This is a genomic window from Pseudomonas sp. D3-27, from assembly GCF_051132165.1.
Lineage (GTDB): Bacteria > Pseudomonadota > Gammaproteobacteria > Pseudomonadales > Pseudomonadaceae > Aquipseudomonas.
On sequence record NZ_CP071667.1, the window covers coordinates 73,348 to 96,709 of the forward strand.

General features: G+C 57.5%; 23 protein-coding genes. 17 read left to right on the top strand and 6 right to left on the bottom strand.

The features are described from left to right. The first annotated feature begins 56 nt into the window (after positions 1–56). The 4 genes from J3P92_RS00355 to J3P92_RS00370 are packed head-to-tail and all read left to right on the top strand — an operon-like array spanning position 57 to position 4,721. On the top strand, positions 57–1,223 hold the full coding sequence (locus J3P92_RS00355) for an SAVED domain-containing protein (RefSeq protein ID WP_434649556.1): 1,167 nt from the start codon (positions 57–59) through the stop codon (positions 1,221–1,223). Further along, positions 1,224–2,474 (top strand): nucleotidyltransferase domain-containing protein, encoded by a 1,251-nt coding sequence (locus J3P92_RS00360; protein ID WP_434649559.1) that lies wholly within the window; start codon positions 1,224–1,226, stop codon positions 2,472–2,474. Continuing rightward, positions 2,458–4,242, top strand: coding sequence for a HesA/MoeB/ThiF family protein (locus J3P92_RS00365; protein ID WP_434649562.1), 1,785 nt, complete (start codon positions 2,458–2,460; stop codon positions 4,240–4,242). The genes J3P92_RS00360 and J3P92_RS00365 overlap by 17 nt, the downstream gene beginning before the upstream one ends. Next, entirely contained in the window at positions 4,239–4,721 is a 483-nt protein-coding gene (locus J3P92_RS00370) for a Mov34/MPN/PAD-1 family protein (RefSeq protein WP_054068364.1), read from the top strand. Before J3P92_RS00365 ends, J3P92_RS00370 begins: the two co-directional genes overlap by 4 nt. Before the next feature lie 29 nt (positions 4,722–4,750). Here J3P92_RS00370 and J3P92_RS00375 read toward each other — a convergent pair whose 3' ends face one another. Next, positions 4,751–5,299 carry a 3'-5' exonuclease gene (locus J3P92_RS00375; protein WP_434649565.1) on the bottom strand — a complete coding sequence of 183 codons (549 nt, stop codon included), beginning with the start codon at positions 5,297–5,299 and terminating at the stop codon, positions 4,751–4,753. A gap of 223 nt (positions 5,300–5,522) precedes the next feature. Here J3P92_RS00375 and J3P92_RS00380 point away from each other — a divergent pair, with 223 nt between their 5' ends. Next, a complete protein-coding gene (locus J3P92_RS00380; RefSeq protein ID WP_232849647.1) occupies positions 5,523–6,161 on the top strand; it encodes an antitoxin Xre/MbcA/ParS toxin-binding domain-containing protein in 639 nt (212 codons plus the stop codon). Positions 6,162–6,203: 42 nt separating this feature from the next. After that, on the top strand, positions 6,204–6,596 hold the full coding sequence (locus J3P92_RS00385) for a DUF6957 family protein (protein WP_434649567.1): 393 nt from the start codon (positions 6,204–6,206) through the stop codon (positions 6,594–6,596). Positions 6,597–6,882: 286 nt separating this feature from the next. Here J3P92_RS00385 and arsH read toward each other — a convergent pair whose 3' ends face one another. Genes arsH through J3P92_RS00405 form a run of 4 tightly spaced genes read right to left on the bottom strand, consistent with a single transcriptional unit; the run spans position 6,883 to position 9,774 of the window. Next, complete coding sequence (gene arsH, locus J3P92_RS00390; RefSeq protein ID WP_434561496.1) at positions 6,883–7,596, bottom strand: arsenical resistance protein ArsH; 714 nt, start codon at positions 7,594–7,596, stop codon at positions 6,883–6,885. 23 nt (positions 7,597–7,619) lie between these two features. Beyond that, a complete protein-coding gene (locus J3P92_RS00395) occupies positions 7,620–8,090 on the bottom strand; it encodes an arsenate reductase ArsC (protein ID WP_434649570.1) in 471 nt (156 codons plus the stop codon). Between the two features lie 14 nt (positions 8,091–8,104). Next, positions 8,105–9,388 carry an arsenic transporter gene (locus J3P92_RS00400; protein ID WP_434561498.1) on the bottom strand — a complete coding sequence of 428 codons (1,284 nt, stop codon included), beginning with the start codon at positions 9,386–9,388 and terminating at the stop codon, positions 8,105–8,107. Positions 9,389–9,417: 29 nt separating this feature from the next. Then, complete coding sequence (locus tag J3P92_RS00405; protein ID WP_420766064.1) at positions 9,418–9,774, bottom strand: metalloregulator ArsR/SmtB family transcription factor; 357 nt, start codon at positions 9,772–9,774, stop codon at positions 9,418–9,420. 943 nt (positions 9,775–10,717) lie between these two features. On the opposite strand from J3P92_RS00405, the gene J3P92_RS00410 reads away from it, so the two are divergent. From J3P92_RS00410 to nudK, 6 genes are all read left to right on the top strand, one after another. Then, a complete protein-coding gene (locus J3P92_RS00410) occupies positions 10,718–11,689 on the top strand; it encodes a tripartite tricarboxylate transporter substrate binding protein (RefSeq protein WP_420766066.1) in 972 nt (323 codons plus the stop codon). Between the two features lie 75 nt (positions 11,690–11,764). After that, positions 11,765–12,238, top strand: coding sequence for a tripartite tricarboxylate transporter TctB family protein (locus J3P92_RS00415; protein ID WP_420766067.1), 474 nt, complete (start codon positions 11,765–11,767; stop codon positions 12,236–12,238). Between the two features lie 9 nt (positions 12,239–12,247). After that, complete coding sequence (locus J3P92_RS00420) at positions 12,248–13,768, top strand: tripartite tricarboxylate transporter permease (protein ID WP_420766068.1); 1,521 nt, start codon at positions 12,248–12,250, stop codon at positions 13,766–13,768. 79 nt (positions 13,769–13,847) lie between these two features. Further along, a complete protein-coding gene (locus J3P92_RS00425) occupies positions 13,848–15,005 on the top strand; it encodes an L-talarate/galactarate dehydratase (RefSeq protein WP_434649572.1) in 1,158 nt (385 codons plus the stop codon). A gap of 22 nt (positions 15,006–15,027) precedes the next feature. Then, positions 15,028–16,458, top strand: coding sequence for an FAD-binding oxidoreductase (locus J3P92_RS00430; protein ID WP_434649573.1), 1,431 nt, complete (start codon positions 15,028–15,030; stop codon positions 16,456–16,458). Between the two features lie 52 nt (positions 16,459–16,510). Next, the gene (nudK, locus tag J3P92_RS00435) at positions 16,511–17,107 is read left to right on the top strand and encodes a GDP-mannose pyrophosphatase NudK (RefSeq protein WP_420766071.1); all 597 of its coding nucleotides are present in this window, start codon (positions 16,511–16,513) and stop codon (positions 17,105–17,107) included. An 8-nt stretch (positions 17,108–17,115) separates the two neighbouring features. Here nudK and ftrA read toward each other — a convergent pair whose 3' ends face one another. Beyond that, the gene (ftrA, locus tag J3P92_RS00440) at positions 17,116–18,111 is read right to left on the bottom strand and encodes a transcriptional regulator FtrA (protein WP_434564170.1); all 996 of its coding nucleotides are present in this window, start codon (positions 18,109–18,111) and stop codon (positions 17,116–17,118) included. 355 nt (positions 18,112–18,466) lie between these two features. Here ftrA and J3P92_RS00445 point away from each other — a divergent pair, with 355 nt between their 5' ends. From J3P92_RS00445 to J3P92_RS00465, 5 genes are all read left to right on the top strand, one after another. Next, positions 18,467–19,720 (top strand): cation:proton antiporter domain-containing protein, encoded by a 1,254-nt coding sequence (locus J3P92_RS00445; RefSeq protein WP_434651208.1) that lies wholly within the window; start codon positions 18,467–18,469, stop codon positions 19,718–19,720. Next, positions 19,721–20,515, top strand: coding sequence for a HalD/BesD family halogenase (locus J3P92_RS00450; protein WP_420766072.1), 795 nt, complete (start codon positions 19,721–19,723; stop codon positions 20,513–20,515). It abuts the gene before it with no gap. A gap of 82 nt (positions 20,516–20,597) precedes the next feature. Further along, on the top strand, positions 20,598–21,344 hold the full coding sequence (locus J3P92_RS00455) for an iron-containing redox enzyme family protein (RefSeq protein ID WP_420766073.1): 747 nt from the start codon (positions 20,598–20,600) through the stop codon (positions 21,342–21,344). Further along, complete coding sequence (gene rarD / locus J3P92_RS00460; RefSeq protein ID WP_420766074.1) at positions 21,341–22,270, top strand: EamA family transporter RarD; 930 nt, start codon at positions 21,341–21,343, stop codon at positions 22,268–22,270. The genes J3P92_RS00455 and rarD overlap by 4 nt, the downstream gene beginning before the upstream one ends. A 56-nt stretch (positions 22,271–22,326) precedes the next feature. Continuing rightward, on the top strand, positions 22,327–23,316 hold the full coding sequence (locus J3P92_RS00465) for an aspartate-semialdehyde dehydrogenase (protein ID WP_420766075.1): 990 nt from the start codon (positions 22,327–22,329) through the stop codon (positions 23,314–23,316). Positions 23,317–23,362: the final 46 nt, after the last annotated feature.

Consider the following 23,362-nt stretch of genomic DNA (forward strand, 5'->3'; position numbering starts at 1 on the left):
ATCTTATCTTGCCATCATCGTTTTCAATCATGGATGTTTCTCGGGGGTAGGTCGGAATGGCAGAACAAGAAGACGCTAAGCCCGCAAGCGGGCGCTTCAACACAAATGATGAGACGAAGCGGATCGTATGGACACAGACCGCTGGTCATTGTGAACTGTGCGGTACGGATCTGACGTTCGACTATCGTGCCGGCAAGCCAATGAGATGGGGCGAAGTGGCGCATATTCTGCCCGCCAGTCCCAAAGGCCCTCGGGGACGCGCCGATCATGATGCTGAGGCGCACACAAACGATACCGCTAATCTGATGCTCCTGTGCCCAGGTTGTCATGACAAAATTGATCGTGACGCAGATGGGTATCCTGAAAATGATTTGAGTGGTTTACACCAAGCGTACCTGGAACGCATCCGACTCGCCGCAACGACCCCCGATGGTGGTAGAGCCATTCCTCTCATCGTCCAAAGTCAGCATTTTCAGACAATCAACGATATTCCCGTTCGCGATCTGTTGACTGCGATGTCCGCCGAGGGATTAACCGCCTTCGATCAAGGCATCAAAATCACTTTCCCTGCGCCCGGACCACGCGGCCGCGACACTACCTATTGGCAGAACGTCAAAGACAGCATCCACTATGAGCTGGAACAGCAACTCAAGCGTCGCGGCGGCACCTACGGCGATTCGCCTGCGCTGGCAGTAGTCGGCTTGGCCGACATCCCGGCTTTGATGATGCTGGGCCAGAGTATCGGCGACCGTTCCAAGCGCTTGCTCTTCTCCTTTCACCGCGAACATCGTTTGCGCTGGCCCGATCAGTCCGCTGAGCCGCCCGTTTATTTGTTTACACCTCCCCCCGAAGGCGACGGGCCACTGGCGCTGGTGCTTTCTATTTCTGCGCAAGTCCCAGTTCGCGACGTGACCGACGCTCTGCCCGGTGCACGTATTGCAGAGCTGGCGATCCCAGAACCAAGCTATGCGATGGTACAGAACCGTCGAGTGATTCATGCCTTTCGCGACGCACTTCAAATACGACTGAGCCAGCTTGAAGCTCTGACTCCTGACCCTATCCACGTCTTCGCCGCTATTCCTGCGGCATTGGCCATCGAGTTTGGCGCGTTGCTCACAACGCAGCATCAACATACGTACCTGATCTTCGATCGGGACAAAGAAAACCATGATCGGTTTACGCAAACACTGCAATTGGGCTCGGTGGCCCAGGAGGCTAGGTAAATGCTATTGAGCAACGAACAGACCAAGCGCAGCAGTTGGGAATATTTTCTGCTTCGCGCCGCGCGGGAGATCTCGCTGTCGGAAGCGCAGTACGAAAAAATCAATGACCGCTACTCCCAACTGGAAAAAATCCTCTCGGCTTCCGACAACCCGCTGCTCGCTGAGGCCCATATCTTCGTTCAAGGCTCGATGCGGCTGAAAACGACTATCAAGCCAATCCCCGGCGCGCCTGCGGATCTGGACACCATTGATGCGGACGCGATTATCTGGCTCCCTCACGCTCAAGGCGCTAGTGCGAAGGAAGTTCTAGAGGCGATTGAGCAGCGTTTTAGGGAAGGTTCCCGCGTTCAGGAAGAAGTTAAACAGTTACGTCGGGGCATCCGCATCGTTTATGCCGACGAAAATCCAGGCTTCCACATCGACGTCACGCCTGCCCGCGCAATCAACGGAAATGGCGAAGCAAACGGCGAGGGAAAGCTGGAGGTTCCGGATCGGGTCACAGGGTGGAAAGCAAGCAGCCCTATCCCGTACTCGAATTGGTTACAGGTTGCCTCCGCCCAGGAAATCTCTCTGGAAAGCTTGGTAGTTGCCAAAAGCCAGCGGATGCTCGATGCCGCGACACAAGATCCTTTGCCGCATTATCAGGATTACATCGATCAAGATCCCCTTCGTGCGACCATAAAGCTGCTCAAGCGGCATCGCGATGAATGGGCCATCAACACAAGGAGTGCTGATACTCGCCCCATATCTGCGGTCATCACCACCCTGGCCACTCACGCATATCTGGATGTCGTGAAGGAATCGCAGTCGAAGCCTTTGGCTCCGCTCGATGCAATTTTGGAAATCGTCCGCAGAATGCCGCAGCACATCGCGCATAGAGGTAACGATTGCTTTGTCTGCAACCCTGCCGATAACGGCGAAAACTTTGCAGAAAAGTGGAATCGACCAGGCGAAGGGCAAGGCTATCGCCAGGCATTTGCCAAGTGGCATGCGGACGCCAGTGCATCCGTATCATTGGGTTTGGAAAGTTTTGAATCCAATGATTCCTTTGCCGAGGCAGTAAAAAAGAATTTCGGTATAGCACCGGCATTCATTACAGCAGTGAACAATGAGATCCCTGCGAATTGGACCATGCCCGGTCGACCGGATGGCACTACTCGAAATTCTGCTTCGATGGGTTCGCTCTTCGGAGGGGCCAGCGGTGGCGCAACCTCTCAGTCGAGCGTAAAGCCAGTTGGACGCCTTGGCTGATCCTATTACGACGCCGTTGCAGCGCGGAATCGTCGCACTGCGAAATACCCTAGGTCAGGACGCTGCCGATGCATTGCTCCAGCCCGCACCCATGCGGGCTGACGAAGCGGCGTCCTTTTACTTTCCCTTGCCCATCGATTACACGGGGCAGGAGCGGCGACTGCGTATTGGTTTCCCCTCCAATTTTCCCCGTGGGCTTTTGCGGCTGAACGTCGAACCCTCTCCATGGCTGGTTTGGCCGCATGCCACCAGGTCGGGGCTTTGCCTTCATGGCTTTCAGGAACGCCCCATCATGGGCTCCCCGGAGGTTGTGGTAGAGGACAGCCTTGCTCGCTTGGCACAGATCGTTTCGTTGTCCAAGATGGGATCAAGCCAGGCAACGCGCGATATCGAATTTCAGAATGAGATCACTACCTACTGGTCTTTTCAGCACGGTCAGTCATTCCAGAACCTTTTACTGTTGGATCGACCTCAGGCCGCCTCGCAGTTGTTTGCACTCAGCGATCCGCGCCGGGCTGTGCCATCCGGTCAGGAAACGGTTTGGTTAGCATCGAACGTAGCTGCACTCAAAGGGCATTACCGACGGGTTGTCGGGCGTTCCACTGTCATTCGCGCGGCTGAAACTCCCGGTTTTTACGTCAAGCTTCAGACTTATCCGGATATCCGCACCCCGGATCCAGAAGATTTATTGCCGTGGCTAACGCCCCACCTTAAACCCGACGATGCCGAGCAATTGCTGGCATGGTTTGAGCAGAATGGAACGTTGGCGAGTCGATGGATTGTTCTGGAGCTTCCAGGAGGGGCAGATGCTCCAACATACTGCCTCAACGTGCGCTCGCTCGGCGTACAGCAGGAGCGGGGGGCAAAGTTTGGCCTGCGTACAGCGCGGCGCCGGCCAGCTATCGCAAATGCACATCCACCGGCGCTCGTCCGAGCAACTACCCTGGACGTGCTTGATCGAGCGTCCATTCTGTCCCGCGATATAAGCGGCACTGCGCAGCACCTTGAAAATGCTCGAGTCGTTTGTGTTGGCGTTGGCTCGTTAGGCAGCGCAGTGGCAATACAGTTGGCACGATCCGGTGTCGGCCACCTTACTCTCATCGATCCTGACACCTTGGTGTCAGCCAATCTGGGAAGGCACGTTCTGGGAGCGGATAGTCTAGGGAGACTGAAAGCTTCAGCGTTAAGGGACAAGATTCTGTTAGATCTTCCGACGACAGAATGCACCGCATATTCAACTTTTGCCGAAGTGGTAATGAGCAGCAAACCAGAAGTGTTCGATAACGCAGATCTGGTGGTGATCACGACAGCAGACTGGCAGTCGGAAGTCACTGTATGGCGAGTCAAATCCAGCGGCGCTCCTTGGGGGCTTGTACAAGCCTGGAGCGAGCCGCATACCCAAGTAGGTCATGCGCTATTTGCACCAGCCGGCACCTTTGATGGCCGTCATCTATTCACGGACGTCGGCGATTTCGTGCATAGATTCACAGAATGGCCGGGAGGAGGCGTTGTTCCGCTGCCCGCCTGTGGGGAGAGCTTCATTCCAGGCGGGTCACTGGGGATGACCAATATCGCCTCTATGGTGTCGCACACGGCCCTACGCGCATTGACTGGCAACATCGCCACTGCATCTTGGATCAGCAGCATTTACAGACCTGAAGATGTGCTGAGCCTGGGAGGCCGATACCAAGGGCCCAAACTGCCAGTGGGGGCGCAGCAAATCCTACTCGAGCGTGGATGGCCGGAAGATAAGGACGAAACGGTATGACGGATATCGCATGGCGCTGGCGATGGCCGGAGGTGAATTCCGAGCTATTGGTGTCCCAAGCTGTCGCGGACATCTTGGTTAGTCATCGGCAGGGCCTTTTTGGCGTGGAGCGAGGGGGACAGTTATTCGTCAACCCGGTTGATCCGAAAGGGTTGCTGCTGGCCTTAGCCACGGTGCCCCATCGCGCCGATCGATCAGGCTGGTCTTGGCTAGAGTTGGATGCGGAGCGGTGCCGCCAGGAGATCCAGGCTGCCAACGAACAAGGGTTACGTCTGGTAGGGTATTGGCATACGCATCCCCAGTCCGTTCCGGTGATCTCTCCAGCAGACATCGGCAGCTTCTCCAAATTCGCTGCACGTTACACGCAGGATCTGCCGCGCCCGATAGCCGTTATTGTCGGCAAGTCCGAAAAACCCGAAGGTATCAAGGCGTGGTCGTTCAGGGACGGCAGATATGTTGAGGCCACCTGGGTCAGATGAGCTTTAAGTCCGTGAGGGTGGAAGGCAGGTCAGCGTTTACCTTTACCCGCTAGCATCAGGGCGAAGAGCTCTGCCTGAAAGCGGGCATCATCCAATGCGTTATGGTTCGGCTCGCTGAGTGGCTTCAGCGCAGCGTTCATCTTGGATGATTTTGTTTCCTGCCAGCTGCAACCTACAGCGCCCATAAAGTAGGCCTTCATGTCGATAGCGGTAAAACCAAAGGGGTTAGTTTCCAAGTATTTATGAAAGTAGTAGTTGACGAATGACCAGTCAAACGGTGCATTGAGTCCTACGAAAATGACCTTTTGCCCCGTTTTACAGGACGACTTCAGCCACTTATCAAATGTCAGCATCGCCTGTTGCGGAGCGAGGCCATCGCGCTCCAGCTTCTCCAAACTCAGCCCCGATACTGCCAGCGCTTCGGGGTCGTGTTTCGGACTGTCAGGTCGTAGTTCAAGATAAATGGACGTTTCAGGTTGGGCTACAAGACAAGCTCCAATGGAAAGCAGACTGTATTCGCCTGGTATAGGCCCAGACGTCTCGACATCGACGGAAACATAAAGCTCATCAGGGTGCATTTCATATCCTTTCGTGTAGTTACCTGATCACGCTCAGGCTTAGCCATGTGAAGGTGGAAAGGCAGGTATTGCCGTTGACCCATTTTTTGCCCTTTCACTCGCTATCTGGCGTTCGAGCAGCGGCAGCGCCTGTCTGTCAGCGGAACGCCGGTTCCTTTGGTCAGCTCTGCGCCCAAGCATAATGATGTGTGTCATTCTGATGGCGGATGAGGGCCGGACGATCATGAGTGAAAACGAGCGTTGGATAGTCAAGTGCCAAAAAACTGAGGACGGTACTGGCGACATCATCATCGATCTGCCTCAAGAGTTGCTTGACCAAATGAGGTTAGGTGTTGGGGACGACCTGGAGCTAATGGTAGCGAATGGCACATTAGTGCTAACGCCCGTGCACAACGCAACATCAGTGCGGCCCATGGTTTCTGTCGTCCTGCGTCAGGATGTCTATCATGCTTATCGCATGCGTCTGGAGAGGCTTCTTCATATCTCTGTCAATGCCTCGGATCTGGACATTCACGACATGATAGTAGCTGGCTTCTCGGTCAGCCTGATCAAAATGCTTTGTGATGATGGAACCTTAAGCGACCAAGAGCGCGACAGAATCATTCAACCCAAAACGCTAAAAACAAGATTGTCAGCCAATCAGCTTTTAACGCTGCCTGAGAGCGATCGCCTTTTCCGGTTTGTACATATTACCGCCATGGCCGAGGTGATCTTCGGTGACAAAGTTAAGGCCAAACAATGGCTTTCCAAACCCAAAGCCCGCTTTTTGGGAGAAAGCCCATCGTCGTTGGTCGCTACAACTTTTGGCACACATTTAGTCGAAGAAATGCTGATTCAAGTGTCGGAGGGCATGTCATTTTGAGCTTCTCGTTCGAATCGGTTTTTTGATCGGCAGGAGGTAGTCATGAATTTGGCAGATTATATTTCAGTGCTTTCTTGTGGTGAGAAAATAGACGGATGCCAACTCACCACCCCAGATGCTGTAGCGCTCGCCCGCCTGCATTTCCCTTCCCGTGCCTATTGTCTTGTTGCTGATTGGGCGATATTGGATCTCGACGTCACAACAAGTCAGCGGAAAGCCATTACGGATAGAGAGCTGATTCCTGCTCTCGTTTACGCTTCGACCGTTATCCAAGACAGTAAAGGCCGCTTCGCACCTGGTGATTGGGTCAAAACGACACTGGGTGTTTCCTTCATCCACGACTGCTTGTTTCTAACAAAAAACACCGTTTACGTGCTGATGGGGGCCGGTCGAAGGTTGCGCACAGGTTTAGACATCGCACTGAGCCTGTGCTGAAAACTCTATTCCGAACGGGTGAGTGCCAAGTCGCGCTCGCATAGCGTTTCGGCATGAACGAACGCCGACGCTGTTGTGTCAATCTATGTTGTTACCAATCGGGTACCGTATTTGAAATGTGACGCGCGTGTGTCAGTCTATGTTGCTGTTGTGTGGATCCCGGATCATCCTACAGCCCCCGGTTTACTTGAGGGTCTGTGTCAAACTATGTTGTAGGTAACCAGCTCAATCGAGCTCAGCAGCTTCGCGGGTGGAATGTCACAAACACAATAATGGTTTCGATACCTCAAATGGACCGAAGGTTGACCCGTTTGGAAAGCTCCTCCGCCGACTCCTTGCGCTCGGAGTAGCGGTCAACCAAATAGTCCTGGCGATCGCGCAGCAGCAGCGTGAACTTCATCAGTTCTTCCATCACATCGACCAACCGATCATAGAAGGACGAGGGCTTCATACGCCCGGCATCGTCGAATTCCAGGAAGGCTTTAGGTACCGAAGACTGGTTAGGGATAGTGAACATGCGCATCCAGCGGCCTAACACTCGCAACTGATTCACTACGTTGAAGGACTGCGAACCGCCACAGACCTGTAGCACCGCCAGGGTCTTGCCTTGGGTTGGGCGCACGGACCCCATCGCCAGTGGTACCCAGTCGATCTGTGCCTTGAAAACGGCGCTCATCGAGCCGTGGCGCTCAGGCGAACACCACACCTGGCCTTCGGACCATTGCATCAGCTTACGAAGCTCAAGCACCTTTTCATGTGAGTCGGGAGCGTCATCCGGCAACGGCAGCCCGGACGGATCGAAAATGTGGACCTCGGCGCCGAGTTCCTCCAACAGGCGGGCTGCTTCCTGGACAAGAAGACGACTGAATGAGCGCTGACGGGTTGATCCATACAGTAGGAGCATGCGCGGTTTGTGAGTAGAAGGATCCTTGGGCTCCAGCCGCTCAAGCGACGGGAGATCAATCAGCTCTGATTGAATATTCGGCAGGTTGTCGTTCATTTCAGTCTCCATTGATCCAAGGATCAGAGCGAGCCGATGCGGGCTAGCTCTCCTTTCAATTCATCCGGGCTCATTTGTTGCAAAGGCAGCGCAAAGAAAGCGCGTACCCGTTCATCAATTTTCGCCACAGTGTTTTGGAAGGCTTCCTCGATCTGCGCCTCGCTCCCCGTTGCCGCAGAGGGATCGGCCAGGCCCCAATGGGCTTTGAGTGACGGGCCGAAGAAGATCGGGCAGGCCTCGCCGGCTGCGCGATCGCACACGGTAATGACGATATCGGGGGGGGCGCTTTCGAAGGCATCCGACGCCTTGCTCGAAAGACCGACAGTGGGAATACCGGCGGCTTGCAGTGTTTTCAGTGCCCGCTCATTGACCTTGCCGCTGGGAAAGCTGCCTGAACTGACGGCCTCCATACCGGAGGGTGCCAAGTGATTGAACAACGCCTCGGACAGAATGCTGCGGCAGCTGTTGTGGGTGCACATGAACAAGACTTTCATTAACCATCTCCGGTTCAAAAGCTCAGGCGGATGGCCAATGCGGCCAGGGTGGCAAGCAGGATTGGCAACGTCAGGACGATGCCGGTGCGAAAGTAATAGCCCCAGGTGATGACGATGTTCTTGCGCGCCAGCACATGCAGCCACAACAAGGTGGCGAGGCTGCCGATAGGAGTGATTTTCGGTCCCAGGTCGCAGCCGATGACGTTGGCGTAGACCATGGCCTCGCGGATGACACCGGTAGCCTCTGTGGAGTGGATCGACAGCGCCCCCACCAAAACAGTGGGCATGTTGTTCATGACCGACGAAAGACCTGCGGCCAGCAGCCCTGTCCCAAACGCCGCTCCCCACACGCCATAACCAGCGAAGACATTTAGAATTTGCGCCAGGTAATCGGTGAGGCCAGCGTTACGCATGCCATAGACCACGAGATACATGCCCAGCGAAAACACTACGACCTGCCAAGGTGCTTCTCTTAGTACCTTGCGAGTCGAAATAACGTGCCCACGGGCGGCGATCAAATAAAGAATAAACGCACAGACGGCCGCTATGGCGCTTATCGGGACGCCCAGCGGCTCGATAACGAAGAAACCGATCAGCAACAAACCCAGTACCCACCAGCCTGCAATAAACGTCGCCTTGTCGCGGATGGCTGCCTCGGGGGCCTTCAACTGATCAAGCTCATACGTACGTGGCAAATCGTTGCGAAAGAACCACAGCAGCATGACCAGGGTCGCTGCGACGCTGACCAAGTTCACCGGCACCATGACGGCAGCGTACTCGCTGAAGCCGATGTTGAAATAATCAGCGGAAACAATATTCACCAGATTGGATACGACCAAAGGCAAGCTCGCGGTATCAGCGATGAATCCCGCCGCCATGACGAACGCCAACGTAGCGGCCGGCGAAAAGCGCAGGGCCAAAAGCATCGCGATGACGATCGGAGTCAAAATCAGCGCCGCGCCGTCATTGGCGAACAGGGCCGATACCGCCGCCCCCAGCAGGATGATGAAGGCGAACAATTTACGACTGCTACCGTTGCCCCAACGGGCCACATGCAACGCCGACCACTCGAAGAATCCCGCCTCATCCAGCAACAGGCTGATGATAATGACGGCGATGAAGGTTGCAGTCGCATTCCATACGATCTGCCACACCACGGGGATATCGGACACGCTCACGACACCTGCCAGCAGCGCCACGAGAGCCCCTAGAGCGGCGCTCCAACCCACACCCAAACCTTTTGGCTGCCAGATGACGAGAACAATCGTCACCAGAAAAATCAGAAATGCGATCAGCATGAGTACTACTCTGTCAGCGGAAGAAAAGGTCAGGCACAGGCGGTCAGGCTCTGCGGCCGCTCGCCCATTTCTGCGAGACGCAGCGCATCGGTGCTCAACCATTCCTTGTTCGCATCAACAATTCCCTTGAGCATGACGCCCACCCATTCAGGCAGAGACGGGTGTAGCCGGTAATAAACCCATTGACCTTGGCGCCGGTCCATGAGGACTCCCGCTTCACGCAGTTGTGCCAGGTGTCTGGAGATCTTCGGCTGACTCACGTCCAGCGCGCAGGTGAGCTCGCATACGCAAAGCTCGCCCTCACGGGCAATCAGCAAGGTCATCCGGGCTCGGGTTTCGTCAGCAAGACACTTGAAAAGGGCGAGGGGTGTCAGGGGTTCCTGCATGTGGCCTCCTGGGAAATGCGTGGCTCATATCTGGAAACGGGAATATACGTTTATTGGAATATGCGGTAAATCAGATATTCAGCCTGTCCTAGGTCACATCTTCTGACCGACACGGCGCCCGAGTTTTTCGAGGCTCGGGGATACGAGCGCAGAGATCGCTCCCAAGCGCCGGAGGTGATTTCCAACTCCGAGGAATTCACAGCGCTCTGCCCTGCATCGGCGGTTTATATGGTGAAGGAATTTGCTGACGTGACCCTGTCATTACCAGCGCAAAGTTGCTTCAACGAACGTCAGTGAGTTCGTTCTCAAATGGCCGAAATGTCGCGCTGTACCGATCCCGAGGTTGCTGGGGCGATTTAAATCTTTTTTGTTCCATGTCTCGTCTACTCCTAGCGGCCGCGAATCAGGACGGGTTGGGACCCCCTTTGTTATGCAGGCACAAGTAGTTTTTCCAGCGATCAGAAGCCCCCAGGCTTGAGCACTAACCCCCTGAAACCCAAGGGTTTATTCTTGGGCTGGGAAAAGGTCCGGCTCGTCCTTGGGCAAACGCGCTACGGAGGGCCCTCTGATTCGCGCCTTTCCTGTTTGTCGCTTTCCTCATGGGCGAGTGAACAACTGCGTTGACAATGCCGGGCATAGGTGTTGATATTCAGTCGTACGACAACGTATGACATTAAAAAATAATAAAAACGAAAGGCGCAGTCATGGTTTCCACACTTGCAGCCCATCCATTGCAGATCGTGCCAGCCTCGGCCACTGATGCGCTGCCGCCACGCTTCGCGTCGGCGCTTGAAAACCCTTTCGCCTGCTTGCAACCACAACCCGATTCCTCCCTCGCATCCCTTTATCGACATCGTCCGTCCCGCCAGGCATCTAGCGTTGGCGCAGGCGCTGCTCGAGCCGTTTCCCCCTCACACTGAATGGCAGTATTTGGAGAACAACAATGAAGAAAAAACTCTATGCCTCACTGCTCGCGTCTTTCCTGAGCCTGACTGCCGGGACGGCGATCGCTGCCGATGCCAGCGACTGGCCAAATCGTCCGATACAGGTGGTGGTGATCGCCAACGCTGGCGGGGACACCGATTTCAACGCACGCATGATGGCCAAGTACTTCACCAAGGTCACCGGCAAGACCATGGTGGTCACCAACATGGCCGGCGGGGGCGGCACCATCGCCGCCGATGCGGTGAAGAGCGCGGCGCCCGATGGCAACACCATTCTTTTCACCCACACCGGCCAGTTGATCGTCAATGAAGTGGCGGGGCTGTCCGAAGACCGTTTCGATGCGTTTGATATCTCCTGCATCGCTGGCGTCGACAAAGGCGCGGTGTTCGTCTCGGCCAAGAGCTCGGGCATCGACAGCCTCGACCAACTGATTGAAACAGCCAAGGCCAAGCCCGGCACCATCACCTACGGCACCGAGATGGGCAACTTCTCCCACCTGCAAGGCTTGATGTTTGAAAAGCTCGCCGGCGTGAAATTGAAAATGGTGGACAGCGGCACCGTCTCGGAAAAGATCGTCGCCTTGCTGGGCAAGCGGATCGATCTGGGGGCCATCAGCTATGGTTCGGTCCAGGATTACATTTCCAGCGGCAAGATGACCGCCCTGGGCCAACCCAACGCCGAGCGCAACGCGCTGCTGGGTGACGTCAAGACGTTCAAGGAGCAAGGCGTGGACCTGGTTCTGGACAAGCCTTACGTCGTCGCGTTCCCGAAAGGCACCGACCCGGCCATCGTCAAGAAAATGGCCGACACCATGAAAAAAATCACCGAAGAACCTGAATACGCCGAAGAGCTGAAAAAGTCGTTCAAACAGCCGGTCAGTTTCCAGGGCACCGAAGAAGCCATTGCCACGTTGAACAAAACCCGCGACAGCTTCATGCAGTTCAAGGACGAGATGCGTAAGGCTAAATAATCTGCGTAGCGGCTCGGGCGCACGCCTCGCTGGCAGGCACCCGACGCCCCGTCCTTCCAAGCAAGAGGAGCCTGTATGGATTCCTATAAAAGAAACGAGCTGATCGCCGGCCTGGCCATGCTCGGCGCTGGCGTGGCTTATCTGGTGTTGACCTTGAACCTGCCACGTCGCGGGACGGTCGATGCCGCGTTTGTGCCCTGGGTGCTCGCCGTGTCGCTGTGCCTGTTGGGCGCGCTGCAATTGTGGGCTTGGCGAAAGCTGCCGAACAAAAGTGCCGAACCCGCGGAAAAACCCGAGGCGATCGATTACCCAACGGTCTTCAAATCCCTGGCGTTGGTGCTGCTGTATACAGCGCTGATGGAGCCGGTGGGTTTCGTGATCACGACTGTGCTTTATCTCTATGCCCAGTTCATCGTACTGACCCCTGCGGAACAGAAAATCAAGCACCTGCAATACGGGCTGATCGCGGTCGTCTCGTCGGTGTTGATCTTTTACATCTTCCGCCATGGCTTCGACTTGCTCCTGCCGGTCGGTTTATTGGATTTCTAGGGGACGGCCATGATTGAACTCATGCAACAAGGCTTCGGGGCCATACTCACACCCTACGTTTTCATCATCATCCTCCTTGGCGTGGCGGTGGGGATTGTCTTCGGTGCGGTGCCCGGGCTATCAGCCACCATGGCCATCGCGCTGTGTCTGCCACTGACTTATTCGATGGGGCCTGGCACGGGCCTGGCCCTGCTGGTCGCGCTGTTCGTCGGCGCCACCTCGGGAGGGTTGATATCGGCGATATTGCTCAACATACCGGGAACGCCGGCCTCCATTGCGACGACGTTCGATGGCTGGCCGTTGATGAAACAAGGCCACGGCGTCAAGGCCCTCGGGATTGGCGTGGTGTTCTCGTTCCTGGGCACGATTTTCAGCATTGCCGCGCTGATGTTCATCGCCCCGATCCTGGCTGATCTGGCGCTGAGCTTTGGCCCACACGAATATTTTTCCATTGCGATTTTCTCGCTGACGTTGATCGCTACGCTGTCCACCGGCTCCTTGGTCAAAGGGTTGTTTGCCGGTGCCCTGGGCTTTGCCTTCTCCACCGTGGGGATCGCCCCGGTCGAGGCCATCCGCCGTTTTACCTTTGATCTGCCGAGTCTCAATGGCGGCTTTGCCATGCTCACGGTCATGATCGGTATGTTCGCGGTTGCCGAAGTGCTGAAGTTCGCCGAAAGCGCACGCCTGAGCCACCGGGCCAAACCGCAGCACGTCAGCATGAAAGGCGTGAAAGGCTTTGGTTTCTCGATGAAGGAATTCGTCGGCCAGCTGCCCAATGCCACCCGTTCATCCCTGATCGGCCTGGGTATTGGCATCCTGCCCGGCATCGGTGCCGGTACGTCGAACATCGTCTCTTACATCGTTGCCAAGAAACGCTCCAAGACCCCGGAAGAGTTCGGTAAAGGCAAGATCGACGGTGTGGTGGCCAGCGAAACGGCAAACAACGCCGGTATCGGTGGGGCGATGATTCCGCTGCTGACTCTTGGCATTCCCGGCGATACCACCACAGCGGTCATGCTGGGTGGCTTCATGATCCACGGGATCCAGCCCGGGCCCCTGCTATTCATCAGCCAGGCACCGTTGGTCTACACGATCTTCGCCGCGCTGATCCTCGCTTCCGTGATGATGCTGGTGCTGGAGTTCTATGGCCTGCGCATGTTCATCAAATTGCTGGCGGTGCCCAAGCACATCCTGTTGCCGATCATCCTGGTGCTCTGCGTCGTCGGCGCCTTTGGCTTGAACAGCCGGATCTTCGACGTCTGGGCGGTGCTGCTGTTTGGCTTGCTGGGCTATGGATTCGTCAAGAGCGGTTTGCCGATCGCGCCTTTCATCATTGGCTTCATTCTCGGTCCCATGGCGGAAACCAACCTGCGCCGGGGCCTGATGTTGTCCGATGGGAATTTCAGCGGCTTCCTCGCCAACCCTATCTCGGCCGGTTTCCTGATTTTGGCCGCCGCCTCGATTTCCTGGCACCTGGTTACCGTGATCCGTCAAAAGAAAAGCGCCGCCATCGAGTTGATGCGCAGCTAGTCCAGCGCATCCATCCGCTCTCGCTGCTGCCACGCCGTCAAGCGTGGCAGCAACTGAACCGATACGCCCGGAGATCGACATGCAAGACCTGACTCACTCGCCCTCGGCCGATGATGACCGTATCGCCTGGATTCGTGTTGCTTCGGTTTTCCTGCCGCTGGCAAATCCTATCAGTGACGCCAAGGTGCTGACCGGTCGGCAAAAGCCGATGACCGAGATCGCCATGCTGTTCGTCGAAATCCAGACCAGGGATGGCCATCATGGCCTGGGATTCAGCTATTCCAAGCGCGCCGGCGGCCCCGGGCAGTTTGCCCACGCCCGGGAACTTGCCCCTGGCCTGATAGGCGAGAATCCCAGCGATATCGCCAAGCTCTGGGACAAGCTGTGCTGGGCCGGGGCTTCGGTGGGCCGCAGCGGCCTGGCGACCCAAGCGATTGGCGCCTTCGATGTGGCGCTTTGGGACCTGAAAGCGAAGCGGGCCAATCTCTCATTGGCGCGACTGCTCGGAGCCCACCGTGATTCGGTCCAGTGCTACAACACGTCCGGCGGTTTTTTGCATACGCCGCTTGAGCAATTAATGATCAATACCGACATCTCTCGAGAAAAAGGCATTGGCGGTATCAAGCTCAAGGTGGGCCAGCCGGATCAGGCGCTGGACCTGCACCGTGTCAGCACCATCCGCAAGCACCTGGGTGATGCGTTCCCGCTGATGGTCGATGCCAACCAGCAGTGGGACCGGCCCACCGCGCAACGGATGTGCCGTCAGTTGGAACAATACAACCTGGTGTGGATCGAGGAACCGCTCGATTGCTATGACGCCGAAGGTCATGCCGCCCTGGCCCAGCAATTCGACACACCGATCGCCACCGGCGAGATGCTGACCAGCGTGGCCGAGCACAGGGAATTCATAAAACTGCGCGCCGCCGATTACCTCATGCCCGATGCGCCGCGTGTCGGCGGCATCACGCCTTATCTGAAAGTCCAGGCAGCGGCTGAACAAGCGGGGCTGATGATCGCGCCACATTTTGCGATGGAGCTGCATATCCATCTAGCCGCCACCTACAGTCGCGAGCCTTGGGTCGAACATTTCGAATGGCTGGAGCCGTTATTCAACGAACGCATGGAAACCCGCGACGGAAGAATGCTGGTGCCGACCCGGCCTGGCCTTGGGCTGTCGTTGAGCGAACGTGTGGCGGGATGGACGGCGGACCAGGTTGAGATCGGGCGGCGTCCATGATCAGTTCGATGAGGAGCGCGGCATGGCGTTGAGTCCTGAGTTTATCCACAGCATCGAGCAGGTGGTGGGTGCCGCAGGCGTGGTACGGGATCCGGCGCTCATGGCCAGCTACCTGACAGACTGGCGCAACGCCTATCAAGGCCAGGCCGCGTTGGTAGTCAGGCCCGCCACCACCGAGGAGGTGGCGGCAGTGGTGCGGCTTTGCCATGACGCGAGGGTGGCGGTGGTGCCCCAGGGCGGCAATACCGGTTTATGCGGTGGCTCGATTCCGGATGCTTCCGGCACTGAGCTGGTGTTGTCCCTGACCCGGATGAAACGCATCCGCGACATCGACCTGGCCAATGAAACCGTCACGGTCGAGGCGGGGGGCATCCTGCGGCAATTGCAGGAAGCCGCCAGTGAGGCCGGGCGCCTGTTCCCATTGTCGCTGGGGGCGGAGGGCAGTTGTACGGTAGGCGGCAATCTGGCGACCAACGCGGGCGGTACAGCGGTGCTGCGCTACGGCAACATGCGCGAACTGACGCTGGGCCTGGAGGTGGTATTGCCGGACGGGCGAATCTGGAACGGCTTGCGTGGCTTGCGCAAGGACAACACCGGCTACGATCTCAAACATTGGTTCATTGGCTCGGAGGGTACGCTGGGCATCATCACGGCGGCGGTACTCAAGTTGTTCCCGGCCACCCACAGCAAGGCCACCGCCTGGGTCGCGCTGCCCTCGCCGCAGGCGGCGGTGGACTTGATCGGCCATGTCCGTGGCCTCTGCGCAGACCGTTTGACAGGCTTCGAGATGATGTCGCGCCAGAGCGTGGAGTTCGTCCTGGAACATGTTGCCGGCTGCAGCGATCCCTTGGCGGAGCCACACCCGTGGTATGCGTTGATCGAACTGCGCGACACGGTGCCCGATGCGCCGCTGGCCCAATTGCTTGAAACCGGGCTCGGCCATGCTTTCGAAAAGGCTTGGGTCCTGGATGCAGTCATCGCCAGCAATCATGCCCAGGCCGCTGCGTTGTGGGCCCTGCGCGAGGGTATCTCCGAAGCACAGAATCATGAGGGGCCCAGCCTCAAGCACGATATCAGTGTGCCGGTCAGCCAGATCCCGGCATTCATCGAGCATACCGACCGGGCCTTGCAAGACCAGTTTCCCGGCGTGCGCATTGTGTCCTACGGCCACATGGGCGACGGCAACCTGCACTACAACATCAGCAAACCGCTGGGCCACGCCGATGCCGCGTTCAAGTCGCAGGAGCAGGCGATCATGAACGTCATCTACCGGATGACCAGCTCCTACAACGGCAGCATCAGTGCCGAGCACGGGCTTGGACAAGCCAAGCCCCGGGCCGCGGCCCAGTTCAAGGACCCGCTGGAAATGGAACTGATGCGGGCCATCAAGCGCACGCTGGATCCCCTGGGGTTGATGAACCCAGGCAAAGTGTTCGCCGCTGGGCTGGAGTGACCGGGCCCGGCTCTGCTAGCCTGCCGGTTTGACACCGGACATGGAGGGTGGAATGACACAGGCCATCAGCACCAAGGATCGCGTGCGCATCAAGCACGTCGAAGTTCTCTCGGACAATTGGTACATCCTGCGCAAGACGACCTACGACTACCTCGGCCGCGATGGCCAATGGCGTGAATTGGCGCGTGAAACCTATGATCGCGGCAACGGCGCCACCATCCTGCTTTACAGCAAGGCCAAGCAAACGGTGGTGTTGACCCGGCAGTTCCGCTTCCCGGCGTTCGTCAACGGGCACGACGGCTTGCTGATCGAAACCTGCGCCGGCCTGCTGGATAACGATGATCCACAAACCTGCATCCGCAAGGAAACCCAGGAGGAAACCGGGTACATCGTCCAGGACGTGCGCAAGGTGTTCGAGGCATTCATGAGCCCGGGATCGGTGACCGAGCGCGTGCATTTTTTCGTCGGTGAATATTTCGACGAGGACAAGCAGCACGAAGGAGGAGGGCTCGAGGCCGAAGGTGAGGAGATCGAAGTATTGGAAATGCCGCTCGACCAGGCCCTGGGCATGATCGAGACGGGGGAGATCTGTGACGGCAAGACCATCATGCTGTTGCAGTACGCCAAGCTGCATCGGTTGCTCGATTGACGCCGGTTTCAGCAGTTGGCGACCCAGGCAGCCTGTTTGCTGATCTCGCCGCTGCCGAACCTTTCGCGATAGGCGGAGGGAGCCAGGCCTACCGCGTTGCGGAAGGCCGCGCGAAAACTTTCCACTGACCGGTAGCCACAGGCGTGTGCGATGCCGGCGGTGTTCTGGTCCGTGCTTTCCAGCATTTCCCTTGCCCGGTTCAGCCGTTCCTGCTGCAGCCAGACCTTGGGCGACAGGCCGGTTGTCTCAATGAAACGCCGCAAAAACGTGCGCTCGCTCATCGCCACGCGAGCCGCCATGTCGGCCACGCTCAGCGGTTGATCGAGGTTCTCGCGAATCCATTGCAGCACGCGCGTCAGCTCGTTGCGCGGTGACTTGCACACCGGCGCGACGATGAATTGCGATTGCCCGCCGGTTCGTTGCGGCGCCATGACCAGGCGCCGCGCCACCGAATTGGCGATATGCGTGCCGAAATCCCGTGCGATCAGATGCAGACAGGCGTCAATCCCGGCGGCGCTGCCGGCTGAGGTGATCAGTTGCCCCAGATCGACGTAGAGCACGTTGGGGTCGACCTTGATGCTGGGGTATCGCTCGGCCAGTTCCTGGGAGAATTGCCAATGGGTGGTCACGGTCTCGCCGTCGAGCAGCCCCGTGGCGGCGAGCACGAAGACCCCCGAGCAGATCGACAGCAAGCGTGCCCCGCGGGCGTGGGCTCGCCTAAGGGCCTGCAACAAAGCCTCTGGAGGCGGCTCGAGACGACTGCGCCAACCGGGCACGATGATGGTCTGTGCGGTTTCAAGCGCTTCCAGGCCGGCATCGACGGAAATCTGCAAGCCCCCCAGCGCGTGCATCGGGCCCTGGTCGACCGCGACGATGCGATGGGTGTACCAAGGGACGTCCAATTCTGGGCGTGGCAGCCCGAATATCTCCAGGGCGATACCGAACTCGAATACGCAAAGGCCCTCATAAACGAGGATTGCCACTGTTCCGGGATGAGCGTGCATTTGGCGTAAATTCACCGATTATTGTCGTCTGCTGCACTGTAGCGGACGATCCCATGCCCCTACAATCGCTGCCAGGCAATCAGGAAAACCAAGACGGCCGCACCCCACAAAGGTGACTGTCGCATTACCGGTACCCCACCCCATCGCGCCGGTAGAGGATTGTCACTTCCAGATTTATTCCTGCTTCTACAGAAGTTCGATAAGTGCGAGCTGCGCGAGTGTGCGCATCTGATTGATTTCTGTTAACGACGCTGCCAACGGATTTCGGCGGTGTCGAGGAGTTGTCAGTTGTAACCGGATTAACCTGGACGTTGTAAGGGAATGGACTATGTTGCTGATCCAGATTCTGTTTGTGATGTTGTCAGCAAAACTTTTGGGCGCGGTATTCAATCGCTTGGGGCAACCTCAGGTTGTTGGCGAAATGATAGCCGGCTTTGTATTGGGGCCTGTTGTACTCGGTCAGTTGTTTCCCGCCTTCCATCAGCAGCTATTTGACAGCACTGCCATTACCCAACTGAAAGTATTGAGTGAACTGGGCATCTTGTTGTTCATGTTCGTCATTGGTGCCGAGTTTCGCTTCCCTCTCAAGCAAAGCAAGACCGGCTTCAAGGCCATGGTCATCGGCGCTTTCAGCATAGTGATCCCTTTTTCCCTCGGCGCCGCGATAGCCCCTTGGCTGTTCGAGCATTTCGCCACGCCCGGAACCTCTCGGTTGGGTTTCGTCCTGTTCATCGGCACCGTGTTCTCCGTGACCGCTTTTCCAGTTCTGGCGCGGATCCTCAAGGAGCGAGGCATGCTCGGCACGCAAACAGGTGCGATTGCCTTGCTGGCTGCCGCCATGAGCGACGTGGTGGCGTGGATGTTGGTAGCAGCCGTCGCCATGGTGAATGGCCAGGACGACAACTGGATGGCCCTGGGTTTGCGAGGCGCCTGTCTGTTGTCGCTGGTGGTCTTTTCGTTCCTGGTGCTCAAGCCGTTGCTGGCGCGCTGGCTCGCCGCTGAAGGAAAACTCGCGCAACCCATGGTGCTGGTGGCGCTGCTGGCCGGAGTGATGATCTACGGCAGCCTGACCCACGCGCTGCAAGTACACGCCGTGTTCGGGGCTTTCCTGTTCGGCCTGTGCCTGCCACGGGACCAGGGCCTGCTGGACATGATCATCGAGCGGCTGGAACACGTGTCGTTGATCATATTGATGCCGTGCTTCTTCGCCCTTGCAGGTTTGAGCACAACCTCCTCGGCCTTCTCGGGCCTTGGCGTCTGGGTGCTGCTGGTGATCCTGGTGGTGGCTGTTACCGGCAAAGTGGCCGGCAGCGCCCTGGGCGCCCGGCTGGTGGGATGCTCCTGGTCCGATTCCCTGACCGTCGGGGCACTGATGAATACCCGCGGGCTGATGGAGCTGGTAGTGCTCAAGATCGGCCTGGACATGGGGATCATCGGCAGCGAGCTGTTTACCGCCCTGGTGGTGATGACCATCGTCACCACGCTGATGACCGGCCCGCTGATGAATCTGCATAACAAGAAAGTTGCGACCGGCACTCCGTCAATGGCGAGAGTGTCATCCCCCAACGGATTTGTAACACCGACCGATAACAATGGAATGGAGCGATAAATGAGCGAACAAACATCCAGCTTGGTCATTGAAGCCATGGAGCAACAACTGGCCAGGCATTTCCAGGCTATTTTGCAAGATGAAAACCGGATGAAGCAGATTCGTAATGAATTTCGCCGCGACGGTTATTTCAACTTCAAGAACTTTTCCTTTCTGCCAAAAAGAATCCTGGAAAACGTTCACACCGAAGTTCATGCCTTGCTGGATGAATATTCGGTACGTCGCGATGTTACGGTTCCTTCCACCGGTAATACTTACCGCAAGATGTACAACGTCAACCAACCAGAGATCGCCGAGGGCGGGACGTTCATCCCTGCGCTCTACCAATCGGAGTCGCTGCGCAATTTTCTCGGCAACATCGCGGGCGATGACTTGGCGTCCTGCTGGGAGCAAGAGCAATACCTGATCACCAAGCTGAGCCACCCGGGCGATACCCACGGCTGGCATTGGGGCGATTACCCCTACACCATGATCTGGATCATCGAAGCACCCGAGGACCCGGCGATCGGCGGCGTGCTGCAATGCGTGCCACACAGCGAGTGGGACAAGCAGAACCCGCAGATCTGGCAGTACATCCTCAACAACCCGATCAAGTCCTACCACCACCTCAAGGGCGATGTGTATTTCCTCAAGTCCGACACCACGTTGCACCACGTCGTGCCGATCCAACAGGAAACCACTCGGATCATCCTCAACACCTGTTGGGCAAGCGCCCATGACCGGCGAACCGACGTCGCCCACGAAAGCATTGAAGTGATCTGGGACACCAAGGCCCGGAGCACCGAAGAAGCCTGACGGCAACCGGCCGGGCGGATGGGTGTCCGCCCGGTTCATATTTCAAAATCAACGTTGCCCCCGGGGCTCAAGGAAGCAGGCCATGTCCATTACCCAAGAAACATTTCAGTCCGAAACCGCTTACGTCGTGCGCAACGAAGGTGTCGACCTGGAACTTCAATCGTTCATGGATGAGCAGATCGACTACATTCTCAAGCATCGAGCGACCGAACATCCGTTCCTCAATGCCTACGCCCAGCACGGCCTGCCGCCGGAGCAAAGCAAGGTGCTGTACCTGGAAACCCTGCATTACTTTAAGTACCTGCCGTTCTACGTGTGTGGCATTTCCACCATCACTCGTGACGAAGCGGTGCTGCGCACGATCGCGTTCAATGCCCGCGACGAACTGGGTGAAACGCACTCCCACTCCGACCTGTATCGCAAGTTCCTGCACGACAAGGGCATCAGCGAAGAGCAGATCGAAGCCTACAAGTGCTTGCCCAGCACCCAGGCCTTGAATGACGGAATTTGCGCGCTCTACAGCAAGCCGCCCCTGCAAAAGGCCCTGGGCGGATTGTTCGCCGACGAGGCGATGTCGGCCTCGATGGTTTCCAAGTACAACGATGGCCTGATCAAGGAAGGCGTCAGCGAGCGTGGACGGTTCTTCTGGACGCTGCATATGGAAGTCGAAGTCGGGCATTCCAACGCTGTGTTCAACGTCATGGAAAAGCACCTGCAAACACCGCAAGAGCGTCGCCTGTTCGCCGAAGGCATTGAACAGTACCTGCACCTGATGGAAGTGTACTGGGATGGTATCGAGCGCAAACTCAACGCCGGAGGACGTCAATGACCGCCAAGAATGAATCCGGACAAGGCGTCGCCTTCGGGCTCGGCGCCACGCTGCTCTGGGGCTCGTACCCGCTCTGGTACAAGCCGCTGGCCGGGCTCGATGCCTATCATCTGCTGTCCTGGCGGGTCGTCTTCGCCGAGCTGTTTCTCCTCGCCCTGGTACTGTTGACCGCCCGGGTAGGAACGTTGCGTTCGACCCTCAAGACGGTGCGTCCGGCGAATGTGCTGACAGTGTCGGCGGTCCTCGGGCTGTGGTGGCTGATGTACATCTACGGGATCATGACTGGGCGCGTGCTGGAGGTGGCTTTCGGCTATTTCCTCAGCCCGATCATGAGCATGGTGGTCTCGCGGGTCATCTTCAAGGAGCGCCTCACGTCATTGCAGACCTGGGCGATATTCCTGGCCGTCACTGGCGTGACGCTGATGGCGTTCGAACTGCTGAACCTGCATTCCTTCCCGTGGATCGCATTGGTCATCGGCTTCTGCTATTCCTTCTATGGCATTTTCAAGAAAAAGGTCCCGGGCGATCCGGTGGTCATCCAGACCTTGGAAATTGCCGTACTGTTGCCGTTCGCGGCGCTGTTCCTGCTGCTGGCCCAAGCCCAGGGAGTAGGGCATCAGTTCCTGCAATCGGGCACCCGCGACGTGTTGCTGATCGCGACGGGCCTGATCACGGTGCTGCCGTTGTGGTGGTACAGTCTGGCGGCCAAGCAGTTGTCGATGATCACGCTGGGCTTCTTGCAGTTTGTCCCGCCAATTTGCAACTTCCTGTTGGCGGCGTTCGTTTATGGTGAACCGGTCTCATCGTTGAAACTGGCGGCGTTTTCGTTCATCTGGCTGGCGCTTGCATTGTTCACGTTGAATTCCATTCGGGTCCAGCGTGCAGCGGCAGCCGCCAGGTTGTCCGTGCAAATGCGTACGGCATGACATACCCGCCTGCGCCGTCTACAGCGGCGCGGGTTTTTCAGGATAAGGGAATCGAAATGAAGAAAGTCGCCGTGGTGGGTTGCACCGGTGCAGTGGGCATGACCATGCTGCAATTGCTTGAAGAAACCGACTACGAAGTGGTCTGCATGGCCTCTGAGCGTTCGGCCGGCAAGCGCTTGAAGGCTGGCAATACCGAGCACCTGATCGAGCCTTTTTCGGTCGAAGGCTGCGCTTCGTGCGATATCGTCTTCCTGTGCGTTTCCGGATCGTTTGCCTTGGAATATGGCGAGCGCCTGGCTGAAAACTCTTATGTCATCGATAACTCATCGGCTTTTCGTTATCACCCAGACATTCCGCTACTGGTACCGCCGATCAATGGTCAGCGCTACAAGGGCGAAAAGCTGATCGCCAACCCCAACTGTTCCTCGGCCATTGCGCTGATGGTGCTGGGGCCGTTGCACGAAACCTTCGGGCTCGAAAGCGCGATCATTTCCACCTACCAGGCCGCCAGCGGCGCGGGGCAGCCGGCCATGCTCGAGCTGCGGGAAAAGGCCAAGGCGTTCAGCGACTACGGCGACCAGGACGGTAGCGAGAATTTCGCCCATAACCTGGCGTTCAACGTCATCCCTCAAGTCGATTCGTTCGAAGACAACGGCTACACCCGCGAAGAGATGAAAGTGGTCTGGGAGCTGCGCAAGGTCCTGGGCGAACCGGAGCTGGCCATCAGCACCACGGCGGTGCGGGTGCCGACCCTGCGCTCCCATGCCGAGAGCCTGAGCCTGCGCTTCAAGAAACCGGTGCAATCGCTGGCCCAGGTGCGCGAGTTGCTAGCGGCTGCGCCGGGCGTCGAAGTGGTGGACGAACCCCAGCAGGGCGTTTATCCAATGCCCATGACATCGACCTACAAGCATGCGGTCGAGGTTGGCCGGATTCGCTACAACCTGATCTACGGCGAACACGGCTTGGACCTGTTCATCAGCGGCGATCAGTTGCTGCGGGGCGCGGCGTTGAATGCCTTCGAGATCATGCAACTGGTCAGTGACTGATCGAACCAGGCATTGAGTGAACCTGACGCGCAACCGCCCCCCAGCG

What these genes read in the sequence shown, in the direction of transcription:
- J3P92_RS00430 (WP_434649573.1), top strand. Translation starts at nt 15,028, where the DNA reads ATGGCGTTGAGTCCTGAGTTTATCCACAGCATCGAGCAGGTGGTGGGT.
- J3P92_RS00355 (WP_434649556.1), top strand. Translation starts at nt 57, where the DNA reads ATGGCAGAACAAGAAGACGCTAAGCCCGCAAGCGGGCGCTTCAACACA.
- J3P92_RS00395 (WP_434649570.1), bottom strand. Translation starts at nt 8,090, where the DNA reads ATGAAAGTCTTGTTCATGTGCACCCACAACAGCTGCCGCAGCATTCTG.
- J3P92_RS00360 (WP_434649559.1), top strand. Translation starts at nt 1,224, where the DNA reads ATGCTATTGAGCAACGAACAGACCAAGCGCAGCAGTTGGGAATATTTT.
- nudK (WP_420766071.1), top strand. Translation starts at nt 16,511, where the DNA reads ATGACACAGGCCATCAGCACCAAGGATCGCGTGCGCATCAAGCACGTC.
- J3P92_RS00385 (WP_434649567.1), top strand. Translation starts at nt 6,204, where the DNA reads ATGAATTTGGCAGATTATATTTCAGTGCTTTCTTGTGGTGAGAAAATA.
- ftrA (WP_434564170.1), bottom strand. Translation starts at nt 18,111, where the DNA reads ATGCACGCTCATCCCGGAACAGTGGCAATCCTCGTTTATGAGGGCCTT.
- J3P92_RS00465 (WP_420766075.1), top strand. Translation starts at nt 22,327, where the DNA reads ATGAAGAAAGTCGCCGTGGTGGGTTGCACCGGTGCAGTGGGCATGACC.
- J3P92_RS00400 (WP_434561498.1), bottom strand. Translation starts at nt 9,388, where the DNA reads ATGCTGATCGCATTTCTGATTTTTCTGGTGACGATTGTTCTCGTCATC.
- J3P92_RS00450 (WP_420766072.1), top strand. Translation starts at nt 19,721, where the DNA reads ATGAGCGAACAAACATCCAGCTTGGTCATTGAAGCCATGGAGCAACAA.
- J3P92_RS00380 (WP_232849647.1), top strand. Translation starts at nt 5,523, where the DNA reads ATGAGTGAAAACGAGCGTTGGATAGTCAAGTGCCAAAAAACTGAGGAC.
- J3P92_RS00375 (WP_434649565.1), bottom strand. Translation starts at nt 5,299, where the DNA reads ATGCACCCTGATGAGCTTTATGTTTCCGTCGATGTCGAGACGTCTGGG.
- J3P92_RS00415 (WP_420766067.1), top strand. Translation starts at nt 11,765, where the DNA reads ATGGATTCCTATAAAAGAAACGAGCTGATCGCCGGCCTGGCCATGCTC.
- J3P92_RS00410 (WP_420766066.1), top strand. Translation starts at nt 10,718, where the DNA reads ATGAAGAAAAAACTCTATGCCTCACTGCTCGCGTCTTTCCTGAGCCTG.
- J3P92_RS00455 (WP_420766073.1), top strand. Translation starts at nt 20,598, where the DNA reads ATGTCCATTACCCAAGAAACATTTCAGTCCGAAACCGCTTACGTCGTG.
- arsH (WP_434561496.1), bottom strand. Translation starts at nt 7,596, where the DNA reads ATGAACGACAACCTGCCGAATATTCAATCAGAGCTGATTGATCTCCCG.
- J3P92_RS00405 (WP_420766064.1), bottom strand. Translation starts at nt 9,774, where the DNA reads ATGCAGGAACCCCTGACACCCCTCGCCCTTTTCAAGTGTCTTGCTGAC.
- J3P92_RS00425 (WP_434649572.1), top strand. Translation starts at nt 13,848, where the DNA reads ATGCAAGACCTGACTCACTCGCCCTCGGCCGATGATGACCGTATCGCC.
- rarD (WP_420766074.1), top strand. Translation starts at nt 21,341, where the DNA reads ATGACCGCCAAGAATGAATCCGGACAAGGCGTCGCCTTCGGGCTCGGC.
- J3P92_RS00445 (WP_434651208.1), top strand. Translation starts at nt 18,467, where the DNA reads ATGTTGTCAGCAAAACTTTTGGGCGCGGTATTCAATCGCTTGGGGCAA.
- J3P92_RS00370 (WP_054068364.1), top strand. Translation starts at nt 4,239, where the DNA reads ATGACGGATATCGCATGGCGCTGGCGATGGCCGGAGGTGAATTCCGAG.
- J3P92_RS00420 (WP_420766068.1), top strand. Translation starts at nt 12,248, where the DNA reads ATGATTGAACTCATGCAACAAGGCTTCGGGGCCATACTCACACCCTAC.